The following is a 25712-nucleotide window of genomic DNA, read 5'->3' as shown; positions in this document are numbered from 1 at the left end:
TCGACCTGCCTCAGCTCATCTTGCAAAGCGGCGACGGTGCGGGCACCAGCGACGGCGGGAAGGTGTGTTCGATCACCGGCACGATGGCGCCATCGACGGACTTGGCGCGCGCCACGTAGTTGGGCAGCAGCAGCTGGTTGTCGGCGGCACGCATGGTCACCTGCCCGTAGATGGAGTCGATCTGCGCACCGCGCAGCGCCTTGCTGACGTCGGCCGGCTTCACGCTGCCCGACTTCTTCACGCCCTCGAACATCACCTGCATGCCGTTGTAGGCCTGTCCTTCGTTGTCGGTCGGCAGGCGATTGAACTTGGCCTTCCATGCCGTGACGAAGGCCTTGTTGCGCGGGTTGTCGATGGTGGCGGTGTAGGCGGTGTTGCCCGGCGTGCCATCCAGCGCCTTGCCGGTGGCGTTGATCATGAAGTTCTGGATCAGCGCATGGCCGATCAGCTTGGTCTTGGGGATCAGGCCGAACTCTTCCGCCTGCTTGACGAAGGCGATCGCATCGCGGCCGGTCTCCGCGACCCAGACTGCATCGACGTTGGCTGCCTTGAGCTGCGCGATGTAGGGCGAAAAGTCCTTGGTGCCCAGCGGCACGTACAGCGACAGCGCGACGCTCTTGCCGTTCGCCTCGGCCGCCTTCTTGAACGATTCGCCGGAGTCGCGGCCCCAGACGTAGTCGGCCGCGAGCACTGCGAAGGTCTTCTCCTTCAAGTCCTTGGCCCATTCGTTGATCATCGCGATGTCCATCGAATCCGAATGGTTGGTGCGGAAGCTGCGCGGCCGGCAGGTGTCGCCGGTGAGCTTGTCCGACTTGCTCGCGACCACGAAGTAGGCCGCGTCCCAGCGGTCGAGATTCTGGGCAATCGCCAGCGAGATGGAGGAGGGGATGGCGCCGATCAGCAGGTTGTTGCCGTCGCGCGCAAGCTTCTCGGCGACGCGCCGACCCGCATCGGGCGTGCCTTCGTCATCCGCCTCGGCATATTCGACCTTGCGGCCATCGACACCGCCCTTGGCGTTCGCTTCATCGATCGCGAACTTCACGGCGCGCATGACTTCCTCGCCCTGCTGCGCGAACACGCCGGACTTGGACGAGACGAGGCCGACCTTGACGGGCTCCTTGCCTTGCGCCACTGCGGCGAATGGAATCACGGCCGCGAGCGTGCCAAGTGCAATGGCGTTGCGAGCAAAGCGGAAAGTCTTTCGATTCAACATGCAAGTCTCCTAAGTAATCAAAGTCCAAAGCCGAAGACGGTCCGGCAAACCGTAGAACGCAAGTGCGTAGGTCAGACCACCACGTGGGCCTCCAGGTCGTGGAGGCTCTCGCGCGAGTGCTCGACCTGGCCTTGTGCGATGACCGATCCCTTCGCCATCGCGTAGTAGCGGCGCGCGACGCGCACCACGAGGCTCATGTTCTGTTCGATCAGCAGCAGCGCAGTGCCCTGGTCGGCCACGCGGTTGAAGATGTCGGCGAGCTGATCGACGATCACCGGCGCGAGGCCTTCGGTCGGCTCGTCGAGCAGGATCAGCGACGGGTTCGCCATCAGCGCGCGTCCGACCGCCAGCATCTGCTGCTGCCCACCGGAGAGCGCCGTGCCCGGCGTGTGCGCGCGCTCGGCGAGGATCGGGAACAGCTTGTAGATCTCGGGCACGTTCCATGGTCCCTTGCGGCCGACCGCGGCGCCCAGCAACAGGTTCTCTTCCACGCTGAGATTGGCGACGATGCGCCGTCCCTGCGGAACGACCACCACGCCGTGCTGGGCCGCGACATACGGGCGCGGTCGCGCGAGCACCTGGCCACCAAGCGCGACCCGACCGCTACGCAGGCTTGCAAGACCCAGGATGGTGTTGACCACCGTCGTCTTGCCCACGCCGTTGCGGCCTACGAGCGCAACGCGTTCGCCCGCGTTCACCTTCAGGCTCAGCTTGTGAAGGATGTGGGCCGAGCCATAGCAGGCATCGACCTTGTCGAGTTCGAGAAGAGGATTCATCAGGCAGCACTCCCGAGATAGGCTTCGCGCACACGGGGATCGGCGCGTACCGCTGCAGGCTCGCCTTGCGCGATCACGCGTCCGAGTTCGAAGACGGTCACGACATCCGAGATGCCGAAGACCACGTCCATGTCGTGCTCGACCAGCAACACCGACACGTTCCAGCGCGAGGTCAGCGCCTTCAGGTGAGCGGCGAGGTCGTGCGATTCCTTGGCCGACAGGCCGGCCATCGGCTCGTCGAGCAGCAGCACCGTTGGCCGGCCCACGAGCGCGAGGGCGAGATCGAGCCGGCGCTGTTCGCCGTAGCCGAGGTCTTCGGCGACATCGTCGGCACGATGCAGAAGGTCGAGCTCGCGCAGCACGGCTTGTGCGTCGGCCTCGTGGTCCTTCGGGTTCATGCGATGCGAAGCCAGTTCGACCTGCCGCCGCACCTTCATCTGGCCGAAGATGCTCGTGCGCTGGAAGCTGCGCGAAAGACCGCGCGCGCGGCGCTCGACCACGCCACACGCAGTGACGTCCTCGCCGCCGAGCATCACCTTGCCGCGCGTGAGGCGACGGCGACCGGTGATCGCATCGATCACTGTGGACTTGCCCGCGCCGTTGGGCCCGATCAGACCGCGGATCTGCCCGCGTTCGAGCGTGAGCGAAACGCCGTCGACCGCCTTCACGCCACCGTAGTGGATCGCGACGTCGTCGGCCTGGAGTACGTAGTCGACCATTGCGGATCTCCTTCTGGGGCTCAGTGAGCCGACGCGGCGCGCGCGACGGGCTCGGGCTGGATCTTTTTGCGCGGCTTGAAGAGGCGGCCGAATGCGCCTGCGATGCCGGTGGGCGAGAAGACGATGACGGTGATCAGCGCGATGCCGAAGATCGCCATCCAGTGGTTCGCGTAGTCGCCGAGCACGTCCTTGAACAGGAAGTACACGATGGCGCCGAGCGCAGGGCCCCACAGGGCCTTGTAGCCGCCGACGACGACCATCATCAGTGCGACGCCCGACACACTCCAGTGCAGGCTCTCGGGCGAGACGAAGCCGGTGTTCAGCGCCGAGAGCACGCCGCCGAGGCCGGTGAGGAGTGCCGACAGCGCGTAGATCGCGGCGCGCGGGAGCAGCGTGCGCACGCCGATGAAGCGCGCGCGTTCCTCGTTGTCGCGCACGGCCTCGGTCACGCTGCCGAAGCGGCTGCGCAGCAGCAGCGCGAGTGCGAGCGTGACGAGCACGAGCACCGTCCAGCACACCATGAACAGCACGGCAGGCTGGTGCAACTGCGACTGCGAGAGGCCGAACAGGCTCTGCGGCCAGTTGATGTTCATGCCGTCGGCGCCGCCCGTCAGGCCGCGGGCGCGCGATGCGGTCAGGAAAGCCATCTGCCCGATCGCCAACGTGAGCATGCTGAAGGCAACGCCGGGCACCCGCACGATCACCAGTCCGACGATGAATGCGATGACCGTGATGCCGATCAGCGTGGCCGCGATCGCGAGTTCGGCCGGCATCAGTCCGAGCTCGAGGAGGATCCCCATCGAGTAGCCGGAGACGCCGAAGAAGAGTGCGTGGCCGAAGCTCACCATGCCGTTCTGCCGCAACAGCAGGCCTACGCCCATGGCGAAGACTGCGTAGATCACGGCCTGCGTCAGCAGCGAGAGCACGGTGCCTGAGGTGATGAATGCCGCCACGAGGCCGCCGGCGACGAGCGCAACCACCGCGCTCGAGCCCATCCGGGTGATGTTCATGCGAATTCCTTGAGGGAAGAAAAGCCGGGGGCGAACGTCAGGTCCTGCTTCCTGCGAAGCCGGATGGCTTCCAGATCAGCACCGCGACCATGATCACGAAGGGCAGGATGGCGGAGAAATCGGGCACGTAGACCGCGCCGAGCGCCTGGATCATCCCGAGCGCCATCGCTGCGACGAAGGCACCTGCGAGCGAGCCGAGCCCGCCGACGACAACGACCACGAACGAATCGATGATCACGTCGCTGCTCATCGACGGCGAGAGCGAGAGGAAGGGCGCAGCCACCACGCCGGCCAGGCCCGCGAGCGCGGTGCCGAGGCCAACCACGCCGGCACTGAGCAGGTCGGTGTTCACGCCCTGCATTGCGGTCGTCGTGGGATCAGTGCTCGCTGCGCGCACGAAGAGCCCCACCTTCGAATGGCGCAGCCACAGCGTGAGCCCCAGCGCGACCATCGCACCGACGACGATCACGCCGAGTCGGTAGGCAGGCAGCGGTGTGCCGAAGAAGTTGATCGACGTCGCGAGTGCGGCAGGCACATCGACGGTCAGGTTGCTCTTGCCCCAGACCGTCTGCACGAAGTCTTCGATGACCAGCAGCAGGCCGAAGGTGACCAGCACCACCGTGAGCGGATCGCGGTCCTGCAGCAATCGGAATCCGTATCGGTCGAGCACCACGCCGAGCAGCGCCATGACTGCAGGCGCGGCCACGAGCGCAACCCAGAAGTTGCTGTGCAGCGCGATCGAGTAGCCGAGGTACGCGCCGAGCATGTAGAGCGAACCGTGCGCGAAGTTGACCACGCGCCGCAGGCCGTAGATGAGCGCGAGCCCCGAGCACATGATGATCAGCAACGCCCCGTAGACCAGGCCGTTGAAGAGGTTAATGGTGAGCATCGTGTTGTCTCCTCGAGATTCAGATGTCGGCCAGCGCGCCGGTGGGTGCGCCGAATGCGGTCCAGCCGCCGTCGGCCGACAGCACGGCGCCGGTGACGTAGCTCGCGGCAGGCGATGAAAGAAAGAAGATCGTCTCGGCGATCTCTGCCGGTTCGGCCATGCGGCCCAACGGCGTGCGCGAAGCGATCGCGTGTGCATCGATCGCGCCGCGCCGCACCAGGTCGTCCACCAGCGCGGTGCGCACATAGCCGGGCGCCACTGCATTGACGCGGATGCCTTCGCGCGCCCATTCGCTTGCGAGTGCGCGCGTCATCCCGAGCACGCCGGCCTTGGCGGCGCTGTAGGCGTTGCGGCCGGGAATGCCCGCCAGGCTTGCAATGGAGCCGAGGTTGACGATGGCGCCGCGCTGTCCGCGTTCATCGCGCGTCTGCGAGCGCATCGTGGCGAGCACCGCCTGCGTCATCAGGAACGCGCCCTTCAGGTTGACCGCCAACACGCGGTCGAAGCCTTCGGGTGTCTGCTCGAGCGTCGGCGCGTTCTGTTCGCTGATGCCGGCGTTGTTGACGAGCGCGTCGATGCGGCCGCAGCGCTCAGTGACGCTGGTGACTGCGGCGCGGACGCTGTCGGCATCGGTGACATCGCAGGCGATGGCGATGTGATCGTCGCCGAGTGCAGCTGCGCGTGCTTGCGCAGCTTCGTCGCGCAGATCCAGCAATGCGACGCGCCAGCCGGAAGCGGCGAAGCGTTCCGCGGTCGCGAAACCGATGCCGTCGGCAGCGCCGGTCACCAGTGCGGTAGGCATGTGGATGGATGCGTTGGCCATGGCTCAGGCGGCCGTGCGCCGTGTTGTCGGTGTCCGGCTGAATCCGGCATCGCGCGAGGCTTCGGCAAGTTGCCGTTTGCTGCGCGACGCGCACGCGTGATCCGCTGTCTTCTGCATGTCTTGTCTCCTGGTTTCCTCAATTGCCATGCGGTCTGCGCGGTGTTTTGCGCGCATCGCATCCATGGCGGAATTTTTGGCGAGGGGCTTGCCGCGTGCGTCGACGATTCAGGCCGACACCCGGACAATTCGTGCGCGAGCGATCAGGTTTTCCCTAGGGCCACGGCCGGCTCCGTGCGGGGTGCGTTTCGTGCAGCCCGCGCAGCGGCGTGGCGTGCGGCAAGTCGTGCGAACACGATGCCGGGGCCGATCGTGATGCCGGGTGCGGTGTAGACACCGCCCATGATCGAGTGCATGTCGTTGCCCACTGCGTAGAGGCCTTCGATTGGTGCGCCGGCTGCGTCGAGCGCGCGTGCGTTCGCATCGGTTGCGAAGCCGGTGGCCGCGCCGATGTCGCCGGGGTAGAGGCGCACTGCGTAGAAGGGGCCTTGCGTGAGCGGGCCGAGACAGGGGTTGGGGCCCGGCCAGGTCGCGTCGCCGATGTTCTGCGAGTAGACGGTGCTGCCTCTCTGGAAGTCAGGGTCGACACCCTGGCTTGCGTTCGCGTTGAAGCGTTGCACGGTTTCGGCGAGCTTCGCGGGGTCGATCGAAAGCGCCTGGGCCAGCGATTCGATCGTGTCGCCGCGCACCAGGTAGCCATCGGCGAGGTAGGGCGCGAGACCCTTGCCGCCGGGGCGGACCATGCCGATGCCGTACTTGCGCAGCGCTTCGGCATCGCAGATGAGGAAGGCCGGCACGCTGTTGCTGCCGCCCTGTTGCAGCTTCTGCATTGCGAGGCCGAAGAGGTGGTACGACGTGCTTTCGTTGACGAAGCGTTCGCCGGCCTGGTTCACCGTGAGCATGCCGGGCTTGGCGCGGTCCATCACGAAATGAGGGAACACACCGGTGCTGCCGTCGGTGCGACGGCGCTTGGAGACGGGTGCCCAGAAGGCGGGGCTCATCGCGCCTTCGCCATAGCGCGCGCCTACGGCTTCTGCCAGCGAATGCGCTTCGGCGGTGTGGCCGGGTGCGCCGGGGCACCACTCGGGGTCGACGCCGGGCAGCATCGCCTGGCGGCGCGCGGGGTCGCGATTGAAGCCGCCGCTGGCCAGCACCACGCCGCCCTGGACATGCACCGTGCGCCGCGTGTCGCCCTGTTGGAGGACGATCGATTCGATGCCGTCGTCGGCGCGGCCGATTCGTTCGACGCTCGTGTCGAGTGCCAGGCTGACTTCGTTGCGCCGCGAGAGCGAATACAGCAGTCGCGCGATGAGCGCATTGCCCATGACGAGCCGCGTGCCGCGCGCGTGCTGCAGTCGATCGGCAGCGTGGCGTCCGAGGATCTTCGCGGAATGGCGAAGCGATGCGACCGAGCGCGACATCCCCAGCAGATGATTGATGTCGGTGCGGTCGACCATCATGCCGCCGAGCACCGTGAATTCCGGAATCGGCGGACGCACGAGTGAAAAGAGCTCGCCCAGCAGGCGGCCGTCGAACGGCATCGGTTCGAGTGCGCGGCCATTGATCGTGGAGCCGACGAGGTCGGAGATGTAGTCCGGGTGCCTGGGGCAGGCCCGGAAGTGCACATCAGTCGTGGATTCCAGCGCCTCGATGGCTTCGGCACCGTGGTCGAGGAAGGCTTGGCGAAGGCTGGATGGCGTACGGGTGCCGATCGCGTTGTCGAGGTAGCGTGCGGCTTCCGCGATGGAGTCCTGCGGATTCACACCGGCACCGAGGCGCGTTCCGGGTACCCAGGTCGTGCCGGCGGACAGCGCGGTGGTTCCGCCGACGTGCGAAGTGCGCTCGACGAGCAGCACCTGCCGGCCTTCGAGCGCCGCGAAGAGCGCCGCCGCCATGCCGGCACCGCCGGCGCCGATCACCACCACGTCGAAGGTCGAGTCCTGCGGCAGGGAAGCAAGGGTCTGGATGCGATGCATGTCATTGCTCCACGAGAAAGTCGACCATCAGGTCGCGCACGCGCGCGAACATGTCGGCACCGGTGGCAGTGGCGCAGCCCTTCGACCTTGCAGCGGCGATCAGGGGCGAGATGGCGGGTGCGGTGATCACGCATCCGACGAATGCGCGTGGATCGAGCCGCTCGACGTCGACCGGATAGGGATCGCTTTCCTTCATGCCAGCAGGCGAGGCGTTGATGACGAGATCGAAGCCCTCAGGGTCGCTGCTGCCGACTGCTACCGGGCATTTGTCGAGTCCCGCGAGACGTGCGACGAGTGCATCGCGGCGCGCGGTGTCGCCGTCGTGGATCGCGAGCGAGTCGACACCGGCCATGACAAGGGCATGAGCGATCGCGGAGCCCGCGCCACCGGCGCCGACGAGGAGCGCCTTGCGGCCGGCCGGGTCGCATCCGCGATCGCGCAACGCGGCAACGTAGCCGAGGCCGTCGAACATGTCGCCGTGCCAGGTGCCGTTGGGGTTGCGGCGCATCGTGTTCACCGCGCCGAGGAAGCGGGCGCGGTCGGAAGCGGTGGCGCAGAGTGCGAAGCACGCGAATTTGTGGGGCACGGTCACGATGACGCCATCCACGTTCTGCGCGAGAGAGACGCCTTCCAGCCAACGCGCAAGCGCCGCTGGGGCCACGTGGGCGGGCATCACCATCGCGTTGAGTCCGCGCTCGGCGAAGGCGCGGCTCACGTCGCCGGGCGATTTCACCTGTGCGACGGGGTCGCCCACGATGTAGTGGACGCGGGTTGCACCGTTCAACAAAAGCTGTTCCGACATTCCGACCTGTCTCCTGGTTGTGTGCACATCCGCATCTGGCGAGCGGGTGATTGGCGGAATCGTATCGAAAACTGGAATACTATTCAAGTATTGAAATGGATTCAGAGAAAACCTAGAATTCCGCCGGAGACAACCATGAACCATCGCAAGACTCCCATCGCCCTGTTCGGCGCCGGCGCCATCGGTCGCACACATATCGATCGGCTGCAACGCAGCGACAGGGCATCGCTTGCAGGGATCGCCGACCCGACGGAAGGCGGTCGTGCAGCGGCGGAGGCCGCCGGGGTGCCCTGGTTCGCGGACCACCGCGCATTGCTCGAAGCTGTCCGGCCCGCCGGCGCGATCATCGCGACGCCCAACGCGACGCACGTGTCGATTGCGCTCGATTGCCTCTCCCAGGGCGTCGCCGTTCTGGTCGAGAAGCCCGTTGCCGACACCGTGGTCGATGCAGAGCGCCTTGTCGCGGCCGAAGCCCAGTACCGCGTGCCGGTGCTGATCGGCCATCACCGTCGCCACAACCCGGTCATCCGACGCGCACGTGAGATCGTGTCTGCCGGCCGGCTCGGTCGCATCGTCGCGGTCAATGCACTGGCGACCTTCCTCAAGCCCGACAGCTATTTCGAGACGTCTTGGCGCCGCCAGCACGGAGGTGGCCCGGTGCTGATCAACCTCATCCACGACATCGATCTGCTGCGCTTCCTCGTCGGCGAAATCGAATCGGTGCAGGCCGTCGACAGCCACGCCACGCGCGGCTTCGAAGTCGAGGACAGTGCCGCGGCCGTGCTGCGATTCAGCGGCGGTGCGATCGGCACCGTGATCGTCTCGGACTGCGTCACGGCCCCCTGGTGCTGGGACTTCTGTGCTGGCGAATCGCCCGCCTATCCGCGCCAGACCGTGCAGTCGCACTTCATCGCGGGTACGCACGGTTCGCTCTCGCTGCCCGACCTCGCGCTGTGGCAGTACCCGGGCGAGCGCGGCTGGCACGAAGAACTCACCCGCGAACAGAGCGTGGTTCACCAGCGCGATCCGTACGAACGGCAACTCGCGCATTTCGCCGACCTCATCGAGGGTCGCGAAACGGATTCCCTGTGCAGCGCGCTGGACGGCATGCGCACATTGGCCGCGACTCGCGCGGTGCTCGAGGCCGCGGCCAAGGCGCCCCTTGCATCGGATACGCTGACCCTTCCCGTCAACGAAGGAAGGAACGAATCATGAGCGGCGTCATGGAAAGAACACTGGGCATTCTCGAACTGCTGTCCCAGCACGGAGAAGGTCTCGAACTCGCGGCTGTCGCCGACCAGCTCAACATGCCGCGCAGCGCGGCGCACCGCCTGCTGAACGAGCTGATCCGCGTCGGCTACGTGCGTCAGTTGCGCGATCACGGCGACTACATGCTGACCACCAAGCTGGTGTCGGTCGGTCTCTCGTTCCTGAGCCAGAGCGGCATCGTCGACTTCTCGCAACCGTTGCTCGACCGGCTGGCAGAGATATCGGGGGAGCTCGTGCGCCTGTCCGTCATCGACGGCGAGCGGCTCACGTGGGTGGCGCGGGCGCAGGGCGCTCGCCAAGGCCTTCGCTACGACCCGGACATGGGCAGCGACGCGCGCCTGTCGTGCTCCTCGTCAGGCCTCGCCTGGATGTCCGGCCTCAGCGATGACGAGGCGATGACGCTCGCATCCCGCCAAGGCATCGGCCAGCCCGAAGAATACGGACCCAACGCACCGCGCACCATGAAGGAAATGATGGACATGGTGCATGCCGCGCGCGAGCGTGGCTACAGCGTGACCGTCGAGACCTTCACCGCCGGCCTCAACGCGATGGCCGCGCCGGTCCGCCTCGGCAACCGGCCGCCGATCGGCGTCATCACGATCGCCGGACCCACGGTGCGATTCACCGAAGAACGCATGCACGCGCTCGCACCCGAGCTGCTCGCGATCTGCGAGCAGATGGCCGCTGCGAGCGGCACTTCGCCCTTCTTCCAGGGCGCCCACTCCGGCAGCGGCGGACGGAAGTCCGGCCGATTGCCGATCTACGCCGCCTAGCGGCACTTCCGACGATGCCCGACGACGCAGATCCCCACGATTCCACGCCCCCTTCCTCGGCCACTCTTGCGTGCGATCTGCTTGTCGTCGGCTCCGGCGCCGGGGGACTGGCCGCCGCGGTCACTGCGGCACACCTGGGCCTTTCGGTCATCGTCGTGGAGAAGGAATCGCGGCTCGGCGGAACCACTGCGTGGTCCGGCGGCTGGATGTGGATTCCGCGCAATCCGCTGGCCCGCGCGGCGGGTATCGAGGAAGACGCAGGGCGGCCGCTGGCCTATCTGCGCCGCGAACTCGGCGCGCAGTTCGACGAAGCGCGCGCGCTTGCCTTCCTCGACAACGGCCCGCGCATGGTGGATTTCTTCCAGCGCCACACCGCGCTGCAGTTCATCGACGGCAATGCGATTCCTGATTTCCATGGACGCACGCCTGATGCATCGACAGGCGGGCGCTCGGTCTGTGCTGCGCCGTTCGACGCTCGCCGGCTCGGCAAGCGCGCTCACCAGATCAAGCCGCCATTGCCCGAGACCACGCTCTGGGGCATGGGGATTGGCTCCGGGCGGGAGCTGCGGCACTTCCTCGACGCAAGCACCTCGCCGCGTTCCGCGTGGTACGTCGCGAAGCGCCTCGCGGCCTATGCCCGCGATCGCCTGCTGCATGGACGCGGGCTCCGGCTGGTCAATGGCAATGCGCTCACGGGCGCGCTTGCGGCGTCAGCTTTCGAGGCCGGCGTGCAGGTCCTCGTCGATCACGCAGCGCGTCGCCTGTTGCGACGTGGCGAGCGCGTGGTGGGGGCGGTGGTCGAGTCACCCGCGGGGCGCGTGCGCATCGAAGCATCGCGCGGCGTCGTCCTCGCATGCGGCGGGTTTCCGCACGACCCTGAGCGCCTGAAGGCGCTGTTGCCGCATGCACCCACGGGCCGCGAGCACTGGTCGGCCGGATCGCACGGCAACACTGGCGATGGACTGCGCCTCGGTGAGTCGGTCGGCGGCCTCGTTGCCGATGACCTCGCGCAGTCTGCTGCGCTCGCGCCGGTGTCGCTGGTGCCACGCGCGGACGGCTCGGTAGCGCACTTCCCGCACCTGATCGAACGCGCCAAGCCGGGGCTGATCGCAGTGCGCTGCGATGGACGGCGCTTCGTCAACGAGGCCGATTCGTATCACGACTTCATGCGCGGATTGCTCGCGGCCACGCCGGCCGGCGAGCCGGTCGAAGCCTGGTTGATCTGCGATAGCGCGTTCATCCGTCGATTCGGTCTCGGCGCCGTCAAACCTGCACCGATCCCGCATCGCCCAATGCTGGCCAACGGCTATCTCAAGCGCGGTCGCACCTTGGCCGAACTTGCAGTGGCCTGCGGCATCGACCCGGCCGGTCTCGCTGCCACAGTCGATCGCTACAACGCGCAAGCCCTGCAGGGCCGCGACGAGGATTTCGCAAAAGGCGAGACGCCCTACAACCGCGTGCAGGGCGAAGTGCGCGCCGGCCTCGCGAATCCATGCATGGCGCCGATCGAACGCGGGCCGTTCTACGCCGTGAAGGTCGTCGCCGGCAGCCTCGGCACCTTTGCCGGTTTGCGTGTCGACGCGAAAGCACGCGTGCTCGACCGCCAGGGCGCGCCCATTGCAGGCCTCTACGCCGCTGGCAACGACATGGCCAGCGTGATGGGCGGCCACTACCCGAGCGGCGGCATCACGCTCGGCCCCGCCATGACCTTCGCCTGGATCGCCGCGCACGACGCCGCGGGCGTGGCGTCCCCTTCCGCAGATCGTCGGCCGTCCGCGCCGGCGCCGTCCCAGACCGTCTCCACCGAACCACTCATCGAGGAACCCATCGCATGTACTACGAGATAGCCACACTGACCTTGCCCTTCGGCACCGCCGCGCAGGCCGCGCAACAGGTGCAAGCCTTCGCGAACGCGCCCGGCGCTGGCGGTGAACTGCTGGCCTGCTGGACCAGCGACATCGGCGTGTTGAACCAGATGATCGTTCTGCGCGGCTTTGAAGACCGCTCGGCGCTCGACGCCGCGCGACAGCGCACCCTCGCCAGCGCGAGCCCCTTCGGCTGCGGCGAGCTCTATCAGCGGCTCGAACTCGCGAGCTACCGTGCCTTCGACTGGATGAAGCCGGTGCGGCCGAGCGCCGAATCCGGCATCGCCGGGCCGGTGTACGAAATCCGCACCTACGGCATCAAGCCCGGCGGCGTCAGCAAGACCAGCGAGTTGTGGGCCGAGTACCTGCCCGCGCGCGAAAAGCTGTCGCCGTGCGTCATTGCGATGGTTGCGCTCGATGGCGCGCCGCGCTTCACCAACATCTGGGCCTATCCCTCGCTGGATGCGCGCAGCAAGGCACGCGCCGACGCGGTCGCACAGGGTATCTGGCCGCCGAAGGGCGGGCCGGCATGGCTCACGACCGACATGGTTTCGACGATCGCGCTGCCGACGGCAGTGTCCCCGCTGAAGTAAGGAGATCGCGATGTCCCGCGTCTTTTCCATGGCGTATCTGACTGCATGCGACGCGACGCCGCCCGAGGCGGTGCGCATCGCCGCCCGGCTGGGCTATGCGCATGTAGGCCTGCGCCTGCTGCCCAACGCGCCCGGTGCGCCACAGCAGCACCTCATCGGCAAACCCGAAGTGCTGCGCGAAACCGTAGCGTTGCTGCGCGACACCGGCGTCGGCGTCTTCGATCTGGAGATCATCCGCATCAACGAGGGGTTCGACCCGCTGGACTTCCGTCCGCTTCTGGATGCGGGTGCCGCGCTTGGCGCACGTGCAGTGCTCGTGGCTGGCGATGACTCCAACCCAACGCGCCTCGCCGACGGTTACGCACGCCTGTGCGAGCTGATGAAGCCCTACGGCATGACCGCCGATCTCGAATTCATGCCCTGGACGGCGGTGCCGCATGCGCGCGCTGCGCTATCGGTCATCGAGGCCGCCGGCATGCCCTCCAACGCCGGCATCCTCGTCGACGCGCTGCATTTCGATCGCTCGGACACCACGCTGGAGGACATCCGTGCGTTACCGCGCGAGTTGCTGCACTACGCGCAGATCTGCGACGCGCCCGGCCGCGCCCGGCAGGGCCGCGACTTCACGGTCGAAGAAATGATCCACACGGCTCGCTGCGCCCGTCTGCAGCCCGGAGAAGGCGACATCGACCTGGCCGGCCTGTTCTCGGCCTTGCCGGCCGATCTGCCGGTGAGCGTCGAGGTCGTGCACCTCGACCGCATGCGCGCCATGGACCCCACCGAATGGGCCCGCCAGTGCCTCGAGGCGAGCCGCCGCTATTTCTAGGAGACAGAACATGGATTTCGCGCTCAACGACGAGCAGAAGATGATGATCGACACCGTGCGGCGCTTCATCGCCGAGGAGCTTCGTCCGCTGGAAGAGCGGCTCGAGAACGACGGCAACATCGATCGCGACACCGCCACCACGATCCACGAGAAGGCGAAGGCGCTCGGCCTCTACGCGCTCAACATGCCCGCTGACATTGGCGGCGGCGGCTTGTCGAACCTCGACCGCATCCTGTGCGAAGAGCAGTTCGGCCACACCAGCGACTACCTCATCCGCCGCGCCTTCGGCAACGTCTACGAACCGCTGTTGCATTGCCGCGGTGAGCAGGTCGCGCGATGGCTCGAACCCTCCGTCGCAGGCAAGCGCACCTGCGCAATCGCGATCACCGAGCCCGGCGCCGGATCGGACGCGGCCGGCATTCGCACCCACGCGAAGAAGACGGACACAGGCTGGGTCCTCAACGGCGGCAAGCACTTCATCAGCGACGGCGAATGGAGCGACTTCTTCCTCGTGTCGGCCCGGACCGGCGAGAAAGAGATTTCGATGTTCATGGTCGACAAGGGCCTCGCGGGCTTCACCGTCGGCAAGGACCAGAAGATGATGGGCATCCGCGGCACGCCGCACCTGGAGCTCTTCTTCGACAACGTGCAGCTCGAAGACGCGGCACTGCTCGGCGAGCGCGGACAGGGCTTCAAGCTCGCGATGGGTGCGCTCAACGTGGTGCGTCTTGCGCAAGTGGGTGCGCGCGCAGTTGGCAAGGCAAGTCACGTGCTCGAACTGATGACAGCCTATGCCAACGACCGACAGCAGTTCGGCCAGCGGATCGGCGACTTCCAGATGGTCCAGCAGATGCTGGCCGATAGCGTGATCGAGATCAACGCCGCGCGATGGATGGTCTATCACGCCGCGTGGATGCTCGACCAGGGCTTCGATGCGCGCGAGCAGATCGCGATGGTCAAGGTGCACGCAGCGGAAACGCTGGGCCGCGTGGTCGACCGCGCGGTGCAGGTCTTCGGCGGCATGGGCTTCTGCAAGGAGCTGCCGATCGAGCGCTACTACCGCGATGCGCGCATCTACCGCATCTTCGATGGCACCAGCGAGATCCATCGCGGCGTGATCGCCAAGAGTGCGATGAAGAAGGGCGCCTCGCTCTTCGAACTGCATCGATAGGAGCCGCAGCGATGACGCATTCGAACAGCGGCAAGTTCATGACCGCGCGCGAAGCCGTTGCCTTGATCCGCGACGGCGACACGATCGGCTTGATGGGCGGCGGTGGTGGCCTCATGGAAGCCACGCATCTCTTCGAGGCCGTGCAGGCGCGCTTCCTTGAGACCCAAGCGCCGCGCGCACTCACGGTGATGCATGCGCTCGGCATCGGTGACAAGAAGACCAAGGGCATGAACTGCTTCGCGCACGAAGGTCTGGTGAAACGCGTGATCGGCGGCCACTGGGTCTGGTCGCCCGCCATGCAGCGCCTTGCGGAGGAAGAAAAGATCGAGGCCTACATCCTGCCCGGCGGCGTGTCGAGCCAGCTCATGCGTGAGATTGGCGCCGGTAGGCCGGGGCTCTTCACCCACGTCGGACTGGGCACCGTGTGCGACCCGCGCCAGGGCGGCGGGCGCATGAATGCATCGGCGCGGGAAGATCTCGCCGATGTGGTGCAGATGGATGGTCGCGAATACCTGCGCTACAAGCCCTTCCCGATTCACATCGCGCTGGTGCGCGCCAGTGCGGCCGACGATGACGGCAACATCAGCTTCGAGCACGAGGCGGCCAATCTCGATGCGCAATCGCTCGCGCTCGCTGCGCGCAACAGCGGCGGCAAGGTCATCGTGCAGGTGAAGGAGAGGGTGCCCAGCGGTTCGCTCAAGGCGCGCGAAGTGCGCATTCCGTCAGCCTGGGTCGATGCGATCGTGGTGGACCCTGCGCAGGCCACGAGCTACGCGATTCCGTTCGATCCGGCGTTCTCGGGTGAACTCATCGGCGCCTCGCGCCGCGATAGCGAGGCCACCGACCATGCGATGGAAAAGGCCGCATCGGCCGAGGCCTTCGGCGAGCGGCAGGCCGTGGCGCGTCGTGCCGCCGAGGAGCTGTTCAACACCGGCAAGGCGCGCCCGGTCGTCAACTACGGCGTCGGCGTACCCGACGCGGTAGCGCGGCTCGTCGCGCTACGCGGCGACAGCGGCCGCATCTACCAGACCATCGAGCACGGCACCTATGGCGGCCTGCTGATGGATGGCGAACTCTTCGGCTACGCGCGCAATGCCAGCGCGATGCTGGACGCCGCGACGCAGTTCGACTTCTACGCCGGCGGCGGTCTTGACATTGCCTTTCTCGGCTTTGGCGAGTTCGACGAGGAAGGCAGCGTCAACGTCTCGCGCCTTGGCGGCTTCACGGTCGGTCCGGGCGGCTTCATCGACATCGCGCAGAACGCACGCAAGGTCGTGTTCTGCGGGACCTTCGCTGCGAAGGGTGTGAAGCTCTCCACCGGCGACGGTCAGATGCGGGTGATGCAACAGGGTACGGTGAAGAAGCTGGTGCAGCGCGTGGATCAGATCACCTTCAGCGGCCCGCAGTCGATCGTTCGAGGTCAGGAAGTGCTCTATCTCACCGAACGCGCGAGCTTCCGGCTGGGGCCGCAGGGCGTGGAACTCTTCGAGATCGCGCCGGGCATCGACCTGGAGCGCGATGTGCTCGCGCAAATGGACTTCGCGCCCCGCATCGCGAAGGACCTCGCCGTGATGCCGGCGCGCTTCTTCAGCGCTGCGGAATGAGGCTTCTCACGCTCGGGAGGTCTGCGGCGCGAATCAGCCGCGTCTCCTGAGCCGTGATGAGGTGCGCCGAGGCCTGCAGGTACGCCGGGAAGTCCGGATGCGTGTCGCGGGCCCGGCTGCGCGTCTCGTAGTCGGCCAGGCTTTCGTAAGCCCAGAGGTGCACGAACTGATTCTGCGGGCCGACGACGCTGGTGAAGAAGCCGATGGGATGGCCGAGGGTCTCCAGCAGGATGGGCATCGCAAGCCGGTCGAAGACGTCGAGGAACTCCGGCATCTTGCGCAGCGCGATGGTGTAGACGCGATGGTCCACGAGCGGTCTTGCGACGAGGTTCATGCGACAGGCTCCAGTTGACGAGCGGGCGCAGTCGAGGCTGCGCCTGCCTTGGGCTTCTCGGCAAGGTCCGCGACGTGATTGGCCGTGACGTAGGCAAAGGTCATGTTCGGCCCGTGCGTGATCCCGGCGCCGGGATAGTTGCCGCCCATCATGCTCGCGCGATCGTTGCCGACGGCATAGAGGCCAGCGATCGGCGCGCCGTCGCGCTTGAGCACTTCGCCGACCGGACTCGTGCGGATCCCGTCGAAGGTGCCGAGGTCGCCCATCACCACCTTCACTGCATAGAACGGGCCGGATTCGATCGGCGCGACGCAGGGGTTGGGCTGGTGTTCGGGGTCTGCCAGGTAGCGGTTGAACGCGGTGCGGCCGCGGTCGAAGGCTGGGTCCTTGCCTTGCGCCGCGCCGCCTGCGTTGTATGCGCGCACGGTGGCCTCGAGCCCTGCCGGATCGATGCCGGCACGCTGCGCGAGTTCGGCAAGTGTGCGGCCCTTGATCAGGTAGCCGCTGCGCAGATGCGGGCCGACCGGCATCGGCGCGGGCTTGACGTAGCCGAGGCCGTACTTCGCGAGCGCAGTCTTGTCGACCACCAGCCACATCGCGGTTTCCTTCTCGCTTGCGCACGCGCGGATCATCGCGGCGCCCACGTCGTGGTAGGAGTTCGACTCGTTGGTGAATCGCTTGCCATTGCGCAGCACGCCGATGACGCCGGGCTTGTAGCGGTCGAGCAGATGGGGGAACACACCGAACTCGCCGTTCGCATAGGGCACGCGCGACACCGGCATCCATGCCGCGCTGTCGGCGAAGCGGATGTCGGCAGTGCCGCCGGCGGATTCGGCCATGGCCACGCCGTCGCCTGTGTTGCCGACGGGCGTGGGCGACAGATGCTCACCGCCTCGCGCCACATGCGGATAGGCCTTGGCGATCCGCTGCACGTCATGCGGGAAGCCGCCGCAGGCGAGCACCACGCCGCGCCGCGCGCGGATGCGGCGCATGCCGTCCGGACCTTCGACCTGCAGGCCGACTGCGCGGCCGTCTTCCATCAGCACCTTGCGTGCGGGCGTCGAGGTTTCGATCGGAATCCCGAGGTCCAACGCCGATTTCGCCAGCCGCGCCGCGAGCGCATTGCCGCTTGTGACGTTGATGCCGCGCCGGTAGAGCAGCAGTTCCTTCATGTGCGTGGCCAGCCGGCGGGCGACATAGAGGAAAGAGGTGAGCGACTTCGTTGCGCGGAAGAAGTGCTTGAGGTCCGCGTTCGACGAGTTGAACATCATCCCGATGAAGGTGATGGTCTTCAGCGGCGGCTTCAGGCGCTGCATGTCCTTGCCGAGGCCGCGAATGTCATACGGCGCCGCGAGGATGGAGCGGCCGATCTGCGCGCCGCCGGGCTCGTCGCAGTGGTAGTCGGGATAGAGCGTCTGCACGAACTTCATCTCGGTCTCGCGCTCGAAGAACTCCACCATCTTCGGACCGTTGTCGAGAAAGGTGTCGACGGTCGCCGCATCGAAGAAGCGACCCGTCTCCTGCATGAGGTACTCGCGCGCTGTCTCGCGCGTGTCGGCGGGATTCTGCTTGCGGCCGTGCGGCGCCAGCGGAATCCACAGCACGCCCCCTGAAAGTGCCGTGGTGCCACCGAAGACGGGTTCCTTCTCGATCACCATCACATCGAGTCCGCGCTTCTTCGCAGTGATGGCGCAGGCGAGTCCGGCAGCGCCGGAGCCGACTACCAGCAGGTCGTATTCGCGTTCCTGGGTCATTGCTTCGTCTCCTTGAGTGATGTCAGGCGTTCGCCGTGGTGCGGTTGAAGCCGGGGCGGGGCACCATGTCCATCAACATGCTGGACATGCCGCCATCCACCATCAGTTCGGCGCCATTCACGTAGGCCGAACGCGGACTCGCGAGGAAGAGGGCGGCATCGGCGATGTCCTGCGGCTCGCCGATGCGGCGGCTGGCCGTCACTTGCGCGCGCCGCGCCTCGAAGCCGGGTTCCTCGTAGAACGTGGCGGAAAGGGCGGTGCGGATCATTCCCGGGCAGATCACATTGCTGCGAACACCCAGCGGACCCCACTCCACAGCCATTTGCCGCGACATCAGCAGCACGCCGGCCTTGCTCGCGCTGTAGGCGCCGCTACCGGTCTGCGGGTGCAGCGCCGAGATGGAAGCGACGTTCACGATGCTGCCGCGCCGTGCATCGCGCATCGGTTTCGAGAAGGCGCGTGCGCACAGCAGGTAGCCGGTCAGGTTGACCGTCAGCACCTGGTTCCATGCATCGAGGCTTACGTCCGCCAGGTTGCCGGCGCGAAGCATGCCCGCGTTGTTGACCAGCACGCTGCAGGCGCCGAGTTCGTCGCCCACGCGTTGTGCGGCCTTGGCGACGCTGCCCTCGCTGGCGATGTCGCATTCGATCGCGATGGCGCTCCGGCCTTGCGAACGCAGTTGCGCGGCGAGCGCTTCCGCGCCCTTGCCGTCGAGGTCGAGCAGCGCGACCTTCGCGCCCGCGTCGCTAAGCGATTGCGCGACTGCGGCACCGATGCCGCTGGCCGCGCCGGTGACGACCGCAACCTGGTCTTCGAGCGCCAGCCATGCGTTGTCGTGAGGATGAGTTGTTGTCATGAATGTCTCCTTGGGTACACGGCTTCATTGTTCGGCGCGCCCCTTGTCGGCGGTTTGACGATTCATGCCAACAACAGGACAATTCCGGCCTCCCTGCCTGAGCGTTGCCTCCATGCCAAGAGTCATTCCCAACTACTCGCTCTATGGCGATCAGGCCCAGCCAAGCTGGCAATCCACTTTCGATTTCGAATGGATTCCTGCGCGTTCCAAGCGCTACAACTGGGAGATCCAGCCTCACACGCATGACGCCTTCGTGCAGATCCTTCTGCTTCGTCAAGGCGCTGTCGAGGTGCAAGTCGACCATGCGCGGATCAACGAGCGCGCGCCTTGCCTGATCCTGATTCCTGCACAAACCGTGCATGGATTTCACTTCGCGCCCGACACCGACGGACCGGTCGTCACCGCGGCCCAGCGGCCGCTCGAATCACTGGCGCAGGTGGTCATGCCCGATCTCGTCGAGAGCATCCGCAAGCCGCTCGTGATGTCGCTCGCACAGCAGGACGAGGCGATGGATGCGCTGATGCCGATCTTCCTCGCGATCGAACGCGAGTCGCGGCGAAGCTCGATCGGGCAGGTTGCGGCAGCCTTGTCGCTGATCACCGCACTGCTGGTGCAGATTGCACGGCTGCGACAGGTCGATGCGGAGACGCCGGTGCTTCGCGATTCACGCAAGCACGGGCAGATCCAGAAGTTCCGCGCGCTGGTCGATGCGCGATTCAAGCAGCACCTGCCGCTGCAGGACTACGCGTCCGAGCTCGGCATCACGCCGGGACAGCTCACGCGGCTGTGCCGTGAGGTGCTCGGGACTTCGAGCCTCGCTGTGCTGCATGCGCGGCTGGTGCACGAGGCGCAGCGCGAGCTGGTCTACACCGACGTCAGCATCAAGCGGCTTGCGAGTGACCTGGGCTTTGTCGATGAAGCCTATTTCGGCCGCTTCTTCCGCAAGCACACGGGACTCACGCCGCGGGAGTTTCGCTCCCGCGCGCGGGCCTAGTTCCGATCGAGCAGGAACTGGCCGAAGAAGGCGGCGAGTTCGTCGTGCGCATCGAGCGGCAGCACGTTCGAGACGTACTGGTCCGGACGAACGATGACCATCGCACCCTTCTCGCGATCGATGCCGCGCAGATCGAAGATGTCCGGTCCGTTCTTGAGGTCCGGGCAATAGGCCTTCTCGTAATCGATGAGGCCGAAGCATCCCTTGCGCGGCATGAGGATCGACGGAAGCTCTTCCACCTTGAGCTCGAGGTGTCCCTGCTGGAAGACGGCGCGAACGTCGATGACGCTGTCGATGTCGACGTCGTCACCGGTGGGCGTGAAGCGGCGGATCGGCGACGCCGGCGAGTCCGCCAGGAAGGTCGTGAGGTCTCGCAGGCGCTTGCCGGCCTTGTCGGCGAAGGCATAGATGCGCCAGGCGCCGTCGGCGCGCGCCGCATGGCCGAGCTGCACTGGCTTCGCGTCGGCGAGGCGCACGACGGGGGCCGAGTGGAATCGCATGCCGATCGTGAATCCCTTGGCGAGGTCCTGATGGGTCGACTGGGCCGTGAGTAGTGTGGTTGGTGTGTAGTGCGTCGCGACGCCGGCCGTGTAGCGCCCTGACTTCACGAAGTAGGCCTGCAGCTCTTGCGGATCCACTCCACCGAGTTCGGGGTGCTCCGGATCCTTGGGCGGCGACGCCATGATCTTCGACCACTCCTTGTCGAAGTCGATGAGCTGCTGCGCGATCGCATGGCGCTCGGCGGTGTAGGTGCGCAGGAGTTCCGGGCCGGCACGTCCTTCGAGGACCGAAGCGAGCTTCCAGCCCAGGTTGAAAGCGTCCTGCATCGACACGTTCATGCCCTGGCCGGCCTTTGCGCTGTGGGTGTGGCAGGCGTCACCGGCGATGAAGACGTGCGGCAGTCGGGTGCCGACCTGGTCCGTGGGCACGTCGTCGAAGCGGTCGGTCACGCGCTGGCCGACCTGGTAGACCGCAAACCACACCACGCGCTTCACGTCGAGCGAATACGGGTGCAGCACACGCTGAGCAGTCCCGATGACCTTCTCCTGCGTGAAGTCCTTGATCGCTTCGCGATTGTTCGGATCGATGTCGCCGAGATCGACATAGAGCCGCACCATGTAGCCGCCCTCACGCGGAATGAGCAGGATGTTGCCCTCGTCCGCGGACTGGATGGCCGCCTTGAGCCGGATGTCCGGGAAGTCGGTGACGGCCAGCATGTCCACGACGCCCCATGCGTGGTTGGCGAAGTCGCCGTGCGGCATGGCACCGATCGAATTGCGCACGAGACTTCGGGCGCCATCGCAGCCGACCACGTATCGGGCGCGGACTGTGGACTCCGAACCCTTGGCCACGTCGCGCAGCGTCACCACGACCGGATGCTCGCCCTCGGGTTCGACCTTCAGGGTGACGAACTCGAGCCCGTAGTTGGCCTCCAGCCGCGTCGGCGACATGCGCATGTAGTCGAGCAGGTACTGCTGCAGCCGGGCCTGGTTGACGATGAGGTGCGGAAACTCGGACAGGCCGTCTTCCGTGTCCTGCACGCGGCCGGTGCGCTCGATGCGCGTGCGGTCTGTCTTGGATGGCCGCCAGAAGACCGTCTCGTTGACCCAGTAGGCCTCGCGGATGAGTTTCTGCGACAGGCCGAAGGCCTCGAACATTTCGACCGTGCGGCAGGCGATGCCGTCTGCCTGGCCGACCTTGAGCGGGCCTTCTCGACGCTCGATCAGCCGGGTGCTGATGCTCGGGAAATTCGAGAGCTGCGCGGCCAGCAACGCGCCTGCGGGTCCACTGCCGACGATGAGAACGTCGACGGTGTCGGGGAGCTTCTCTTTGATGATGTCGGGATCGCCGGGTGCGTAGCCATTGAGATAGAACTGCATGGTGCCTCCGTCGTTGGGGTGTGTCGTGAGGGCTCAGGAAGCGCTCTGCGAATCGCCGTCCACCGGAATCATCTGTCCCGAGATCGAGCGCGCGGCGCCTGAAGCCAGAAAGACCACCAGCGCCGCAATGTCTGCCGGGTCGACGAAGCGCTTGATCGACTGATTGGCCAGTGCGGCGGATTCTTCCTCTGCAAGGCTGCGTCCCGAGACCGACGCGCGCCCTTCGAAGACCTGGCGCAGGCGCGCGCCGTCCACTGCACCCGGCAGGATCGCGTTGACGCGAATGCCGAACTCACCGAGTTCGCGTGACAGGGTCTTCGTGAAGCCGATGAGCCCCCATTTGGTCGTCGCGTAGGGGCTGCGATTCGGGTAGCCGAAGCGACCCGCGAGCGACGACATCACCACGATCGATCCTGCAGCCGATTGCTTCAGGTGGGGGATGGCGGCCTGTGTCACAGCGAATGTGCCTGTGAGGTTGACGCGCAGGACGGCTTCCCACGCATCCGGGTCCATGTCTGCGACGCTCGCTGTAGGGCCCGCGATGCCGGCGTTGTTCACCAGCACATCGAGCCCACCCATCGAATCGGCCGCCTCCTTGACCATGCGTTGCACTGCGGCGCGATCGGCAACGTCGCAGACGCTCGTCGTGATGGAGGGAGCCTGCGCTCGCAGGTCATTCAGTGCATTGGCGTCGATGTCGCATGCGTGGACGCGCGCCCCCGCCGATGCAAATGCCATGACGATGGAGCGGCCGATGCCGCCCGCGCCGGCAGTGACAAGGATGCGTTGAACGTTGGTGGTTGTCATGGGTGCCTCAAGCACAGGCGTTACGGATGAAATCGGGCACGGGCACCGCCTTGAGCTTTCCGCTGTCTTCCTTCACGCACAGCGCCCGCGTCTCCCGCCCTTCGCAGATCAGTGTGTCGCCTCGCGTCACGCGATGGGTCTGGATGAAGACCTTGCCGCGCCATTCTTCGACGCTGGTGTGAATCTCGATGCGCTCGCCGTAGGAAACCGCGGTGTGAAAGCGCGTATGGATCTCCAGCAGCGGTGCGCCGATGCAGCCGGGCAGTTCCTTCATCGCTCGCCAGGGTGGCAGGCCGCAGGCGGTGAAGTAGTGATGCGAGGCGGCATCCATCCATCGCGAGTAGTTCGGAAAGAAGACAATCCCCGCGGGGTCGCAGTCTCCGAACTGCACGTCGACGCCATAGACGATGGTCTTGCTCATGGGATTCAAACAGCTCGCTTCGATAGGGATCATTGTTCTTCTCTGCGTTCGGAAGCACAGTCGACGCGCGGACACTCCGGCTAAGGGTTTTCCCTTTATCGGGGCAAAGGCGCTGCTCCCCGGGAGGCAAGGATGACCCGTCCGCAACGTGCGCCTGCCACGTCACTCACGCTCGACGAGTTGCTCGAACAGTCGGCGTGGTTCGTCCAGCTCGACGAGCCCACGCAGGCGCAGGTTCGCCGGGATGCAACGGAACGCGCGGTGGCGCTTGGCGATTCGCTCGGCCACCATGGCGAGCAGCAGCACGCTTGGTATGGCGTGCTCGAGGGCTTGGTCAAATGGGCGATCACCGCGCAAGACGGACGGACGGTCTCCCTCGGCGGCCAATCGGTGGGCAGCTGGTTCGGCGAGGGCACGCTGATCCGCAACGAACCGCGCCAGTCGGACCTCGTGGCATTGCGCCCCAGCAGGGTCGCGCTGATTCCGTTCGACACGTTTGATTGGCTGCGCCGCAACCGGCCGACATTCAACGACTTCCTCCTGATGCAGGTGAACGAGCGACTGCACTGGTTCATGGGCAACTACGCAGCGCAGGGTCTGCTGGATACCGACAGCCAGGTGGCCCGCGCGCTCATCGGAATGGTGAATCCGCTGGCCAACCCGCTCGGCGAGCGACACCTGCAGCTGTCGCAGGAAGAGATCGCCAATCTCGCTGCCGTGTCGCGCCAGAGCTGCAACAGCGCCTTGATGCGCTTCAAGAGCGCCGGCCTTGTTCGAAGCGAGTACGGCGGCATCGTGGTGCTCGACATTCCCGGCCTGCAACGACTGGTTCCGTAGGCGCGGGTTTACCCTGATTCGAACTGTCGGACGATCGACTGCGGCAAAGCGGGCGTCTCGGAATGATGCGTGTCATGGCATGACGCCATCGCAAGGAGACACGCAATGAATCACGCAGCGTCGGTGGCCCGCGGGGTCGCAGACATCCACCCGGCATCGCTCCGATCCGCAGAGGACGACATCTATCGCAGGATCAGCTGGCGGGTGATGCCGATCGTGCTGGTCGCCTACGTCTTCGCGTTTCTTGATCGCATCAACGTCGGCTACGCCCAACTGCAGATGAAGCAGGACCTGGCGTTTTCCGATGCGATCTACGGATTGGGCGCCGGCCTCTTCTTCATCACGTATCTGCTGTTCGAGGTGCCGAGCAACCTGCTCCTCGAAAAGATCGGGGCTCGCCTGACGTTCCTGCGCATCATGGTGCTCTGGGGGCTTGCATCGTCGGCAACGGCCTTCGTCACCGAGCCCTGGCAGTTCTACGGCGTGCGGCTGCTGCTGGGCATGTTCGAGGCCGGCTTCTTCCCCGGCATCATCCTGTACCTCACCTACTGGTATCCGAGCCACCGTCGTGGGCGCGTGACGGGCTTGTTCCTCTTCGGCATGCCGATCACAGGCGTCCTCGGCGGTCCTCTGTCGGGAATGATCATGAGCGGCATGGAGGGCATGGCCGGCATGCATGGCTGGCAGTGGCTGTTCATCGTGCAGGGCCTGCCGACCGTCGCCCTTGGCTTCCTGCTCTACCGGCTCCTGCCGAACAAGCCGTCCGAGGCACGCTGGCTGAGCGACGGTGAGAAGGCACTCGTGCAATCCGTGCTCGACGCCGACCACAAGGCCGACGCGAAGCCCGGCCACCACGGCAAATTGTCTGCAGCGCTGTCAGACCCAAAGACCTACGTGCTGGCCTTCGTCTACTTCTGCTGTGCGTGCGCGGTCTACACCGTCACGTTCTGGCTGCCGACGATGATCAAGGGCCTGGGCATCACATCGATCGGCGCGATCGGCTGGATCACTGCCGTTCCCTACGTCTTCGGTGCGCTCGGCGTTCTGGTGATCAGCCGAAGCTCGGACCGTTTCAAGGAGCGTCGCTGGCACGTCGGCGGAACCCTCGTCATGGGTGCAGCGGCGCTGTTCGCCACGTCCTTCCTCGGCACGGCCTTTGCCCCGGTGATGGTGCTGCTGTGCTTCGCGGCGTTCTTCATCTTCGGCGGCGGCTCGCTGTTCTGGTCGATTCCGCCCACCTATCTGAGCCGCGAAGCGGCAGCCGCCGGCATCGCTGTCATCAGCTCGATCGGCATCCTGGGCGGCTTCGTCAGCCCCACGGTGATCGGCTGGATCAAGAGCCTCACCGGCAGCATCCAGATCGGGCTCGCCGCCTTGACTGCGCTGGTCATCGTCGGCGGACTCACGATCCTCATCGCCTTGCCGAAGAGCGCAGTGCGCGTCGGCACCGAAGCCTGATCCCA

24 protein-coding genes are annotated in these 25712 nt (G+C 66.1%); 10 read left to right on the top strand and 14 right to left on the bottom strand.

The genetic code is table 11. The annotated features are described in order from the left end of the window. Positions 1 to 10: 10 nt before the first annotated feature. From FHW64_RS15270 to FHW64_RS15235, 8 genes are all read right to left on the bottom strand, one after another. Entirely contained in the window at positions 11 to 1213 is a 1203-nt protein-coding gene (locus FHW64_RS15270) for an ABC transporter substrate-binding protein (RefSeq protein ID WP_184527574.1), read from the bottom strand. Between the two features lie 71 nt (positions 1214 to 1284). Then, on the bottom strand, positions 1285 to 1989 hold the full coding sequence (locus FHW64_RS15265; RefSeq protein ID WP_184527572.1) for an ABC transporter ATP-binding protein: 705 nt from the start codon (positions 1987 to 1989) through the stop codon (positions 1285 to 1287). After that, a complete protein-coding gene (locus FHW64_RS15260) occupies positions 1989 to 2708 on the bottom strand; it encodes an ABC transporter ATP-binding protein (RefSeq protein ID WP_184527570.1) in 720 nt (239 codons plus the stop codon). The genes FHW64_RS15265 and FHW64_RS15260 overlap by 1 nt, the downstream gene beginning before the upstream one ends. Before the next feature lie 20 nt (positions 2709 to 2728). Continuing rightward, complete coding sequence (locus FHW64_RS15255; RefSeq protein ID WP_184527568.1) at positions 2729 to 3718, bottom strand: branched-chain amino acid ABC transporter permease; 990 nt, start codon at positions 3716 to 3718, stop codon at positions 2729 to 2731. A 37-nt stretch (positions 3719 to 3755) separates the two neighbouring features. Then, positions 3756 to 4607, bottom strand: a complete 852-nt coding sequence (locus FHW64_RS15250) for a branched-chain amino acid ABC transporter permease (RefSeq protein WP_184527566.1) — start codon at positions 4605 to 4607, stop codon at positions 3756 to 3758. A 19-nt stretch (positions 4608 to 4626) separates the two neighbouring features. Beyond that, entirely contained in the window at positions 4627 to 5430 is an 804-nt protein-coding gene (locus FHW64_RS15245; protein ID WP_184527564.1) for an SDR family NAD(P)-dependent oxidoreductase, read from the bottom strand. A 260-nt stretch (positions 5431 to 5690) separates the two neighbouring features. Beyond that, a complete protein-coding gene (locus FHW64_RS15240; protein WP_184527562.1) occupies positions 5691 to 7463 on the bottom strand; it encodes an FAD-dependent oxidoreductase in 1773 nt (590 codons plus the stop codon). Between the two features lies 1 nt (position 7464). Next, positions 7465 to 8265 carry a shikimate dehydrogenase gene (locus FHW64_RS15235; protein ID WP_184527560.1) on the bottom strand — a complete coding sequence of 267 codons (801 nt, stop codon included), beginning with the start codon at positions 8263 to 8265 and terminating at the stop codon, positions 7465 to 7467. A gap of 135 nt (positions 8266 to 8400) precedes the next feature. On the opposite strand from FHW64_RS15235, the gene FHW64_RS15230 reads away from it, so the two are divergent. Genes FHW64_RS15230 through FHW64_RS15200 form a run of 7 tightly spaced genes read left to right on the top strand, consistent with a single transcriptional unit; the run spans position 8401 to position 16366 of the window. Next, positions 8401 to 9480, top strand: coding sequence for a Gfo/Idh/MocA family protein (locus FHW64_RS15230; RefSeq protein ID WP_184527558.1), 1080 nt, complete (start codon positions 8401 to 8403; stop codon positions 9478 to 9480). Further along, positions 9477 to 10307, top strand: a complete 831-nt coding sequence (locus FHW64_RS15225; RefSeq protein WP_184527556.1) for an IclR family transcriptional regulator — start codon at positions 9477 to 9479, stop codon at positions 10305 to 10307. The genes FHW64_RS15230 and FHW64_RS15225 overlap by 4 nt, the downstream gene beginning before the upstream one ends. A gap of 14 nt (positions 10308 to 10321) precedes the next feature. Next, positions 10322 to 12154, top strand: coding sequence for an FAD-dependent oxidoreductase (locus FHW64_RS15220; protein ID WP_184527554.1), 1833 nt, complete (start codon positions 10322 to 10324; stop codon positions 12152 to 12154). Beyond that, positions 12139 to 12765, top strand: coding sequence for an NIPSNAP family protein (locus FHW64_RS15215; protein ID WP_093165774.1), 627 nt, complete (start codon positions 12139 to 12141; stop codon positions 12763 to 12765). Before FHW64_RS15220 ends, FHW64_RS15215 begins: the two co-directional genes overlap by 16 nt. Before the next feature lie 10 nt (positions 12766 to 12775). Then, positions 12776 to 13591: a sugar phosphate isomerase/epimerase gene (locus FHW64_RS15210; protein ID WP_184527552.1), complete on the top strand. Its 816-nt coding sequence runs from the start codon at positions 12776 to 12778 to the stop codon at positions 13589 to 13591. 10 nt (positions 13592 to 13601) lie between these two features. Beyond that, on the top strand, positions 13602 to 14762 hold the full coding sequence (locus tag FHW64_RS15205; RefSeq protein ID WP_184527549.1) for an acyl-CoA dehydrogenase family protein: 1161 nt from the start codon (positions 13602 to 13604) through the stop codon (positions 14760 to 14762). 11 nt (positions 14763 to 14773) lie between these two features. After that, positions 14774 to 16366: an acyl CoA:acetate/3-ketoacid CoA transferase gene (locus FHW64_RS15200; protein WP_184527547.1), complete on the top strand. Its 1593-nt coding sequence runs from the start codon at positions 14774 to 14776 to the stop codon at positions 16364 to 16366. On the opposite strand, the gene FHW64_RS15195 is transcribed toward FHW64_RS15200, so the two are convergent. Genes FHW64_RS15195 through FHW64_RS15185 form a run of 3 tightly spaced genes read right to left on the bottom strand, consistent with a single transcriptional unit; the run spans position 16350 to position 19310 of the window. Continuing rightward, positions 16350 to 16700: an NIPSNAP family protein gene (locus FHW64_RS15195; protein WP_184527545.1), complete on the bottom strand. Its 351-nt coding sequence runs from the start codon at positions 16698 to 16700 to the stop codon at positions 16350 to 16352. The two genes, FHW64_RS15200 and FHW64_RS15195, sit on opposite strands and share 17 nt — an antisense overlap. Next, positions 16697 to 18454 carry an FAD-dependent oxidoreductase gene (locus tag FHW64_RS15190; protein ID WP_184527543.1) on the bottom strand — a complete coding sequence of 586 codons (1758 nt, stop codon included), beginning with the start codon at positions 18452 to 18454 and terminating at the stop codon, positions 16697 to 16699. The genes FHW64_RS15195 and FHW64_RS15190 overlap by 4 nt, the downstream gene beginning before the upstream one ends. Positions 18455 to 18476: 22 nt before the next feature. Then, the gene (locus FHW64_RS15185; RefSeq protein ID WP_184527541.1) at positions 18477 to 19310 is read right to left on the bottom strand and encodes an SDR family NAD(P)-dependent oxidoreductase; all 834 of its coding nucleotides are present in this window, start codon (positions 19308 to 19310) and stop codon (positions 18477 to 18479) included. A gap of 112 nt (positions 19311 to 19422) precedes the next feature. On the opposite strand from FHW64_RS15185, the gene FHW64_RS15180 reads away from it, so the two are divergent. Next, a complete protein-coding gene (locus FHW64_RS15180; RefSeq protein ID WP_184527539.1) occupies positions 19423 to 20304 on the top strand; it encodes a helix-turn-helix domain-containing protein in 882 nt (293 codons plus the stop codon). Here the strand turns inward: FHW64_RS15180 and FHW64_RS15175 are convergent. Genes FHW64_RS15175 through FHW64_RS15165 form a run of 3 tightly spaced genes read right to left on the bottom strand, consistent with a single transcriptional unit; the run spans position 20301 to position 23412 of the window. Continuing rightward, positions 20301 to 22184, bottom strand: coding sequence for an FAD-binding monooxygenase (locus FHW64_RS15175; RefSeq protein ID WP_184527537.1), 1884 nt, complete (start codon positions 22182 to 22184; stop codon positions 20301 to 20303). The two genes, FHW64_RS15180 and FHW64_RS15175, sit on opposite strands and share 4 nt — an antisense overlap. Positions 22185 to 22217: 33 nt before the next feature. Further along, complete coding sequence (locus tag FHW64_RS15170) at positions 22218 to 22991, bottom strand: SDR family oxidoreductase (RefSeq protein WP_184527535.1); 774 nt, start codon at positions 22989 to 22991, stop codon at positions 22218 to 22220. 7 nt (positions 22992 to 22998) lie between these two features. Further along, positions 22999 to 23412, bottom strand: a complete 414-nt coding sequence (locus tag FHW64_RS15165) for a thioesterase family protein (RefSeq protein ID WP_184527533.1) — start codon at positions 23410 to 23412, stop codon at positions 22999 to 23001. Between the two features lie 132 nt (positions 23413 to 23544). Between FHW64_RS15165 and FHW64_RS15160 the strand changes: the two genes are divergently transcribed. Together FHW64_RS15160 and FHW64_RS15155 are read left to right on the top strand one after the other, a co-directional pair. Beyond that, the gene (locus FHW64_RS15160) at positions 23545 to 24249 is read left to right on the top strand and encodes a Crp/Fnr family transcriptional regulator (protein ID WP_184527531.1); all 705 of its coding nucleotides are present in this window, start codon (positions 23545 to 23547) and stop codon (positions 24247 to 24249) included. A gap of 105 nt (positions 24250 to 24354) precedes the next feature. After that, positions 24355 to 25707, top strand: coding sequence for an MFS transporter (locus FHW64_RS15155; protein WP_184527530.1), 1353 nt, complete (start codon positions 24355 to 24357; stop codon positions 25705 to 25707). Positions 25708 to 25712 lie beyond the last annotated feature (5 nt).

Source organism: Variovorax sp. Sphag1AA (assembly GCF_014192575.1).
In the GTDB taxonomy this organism is placed as follows: Bacteria; Pseudomonadota; Gammaproteobacteria; order Burkholderiales; family Burkholderiaceae_C; genus Variovorax.
The sequence above is the reverse complement of the archived record's forward strand: the minus strand, read 5'-3'. Positions and strand labels throughout refer to the sequence as shown.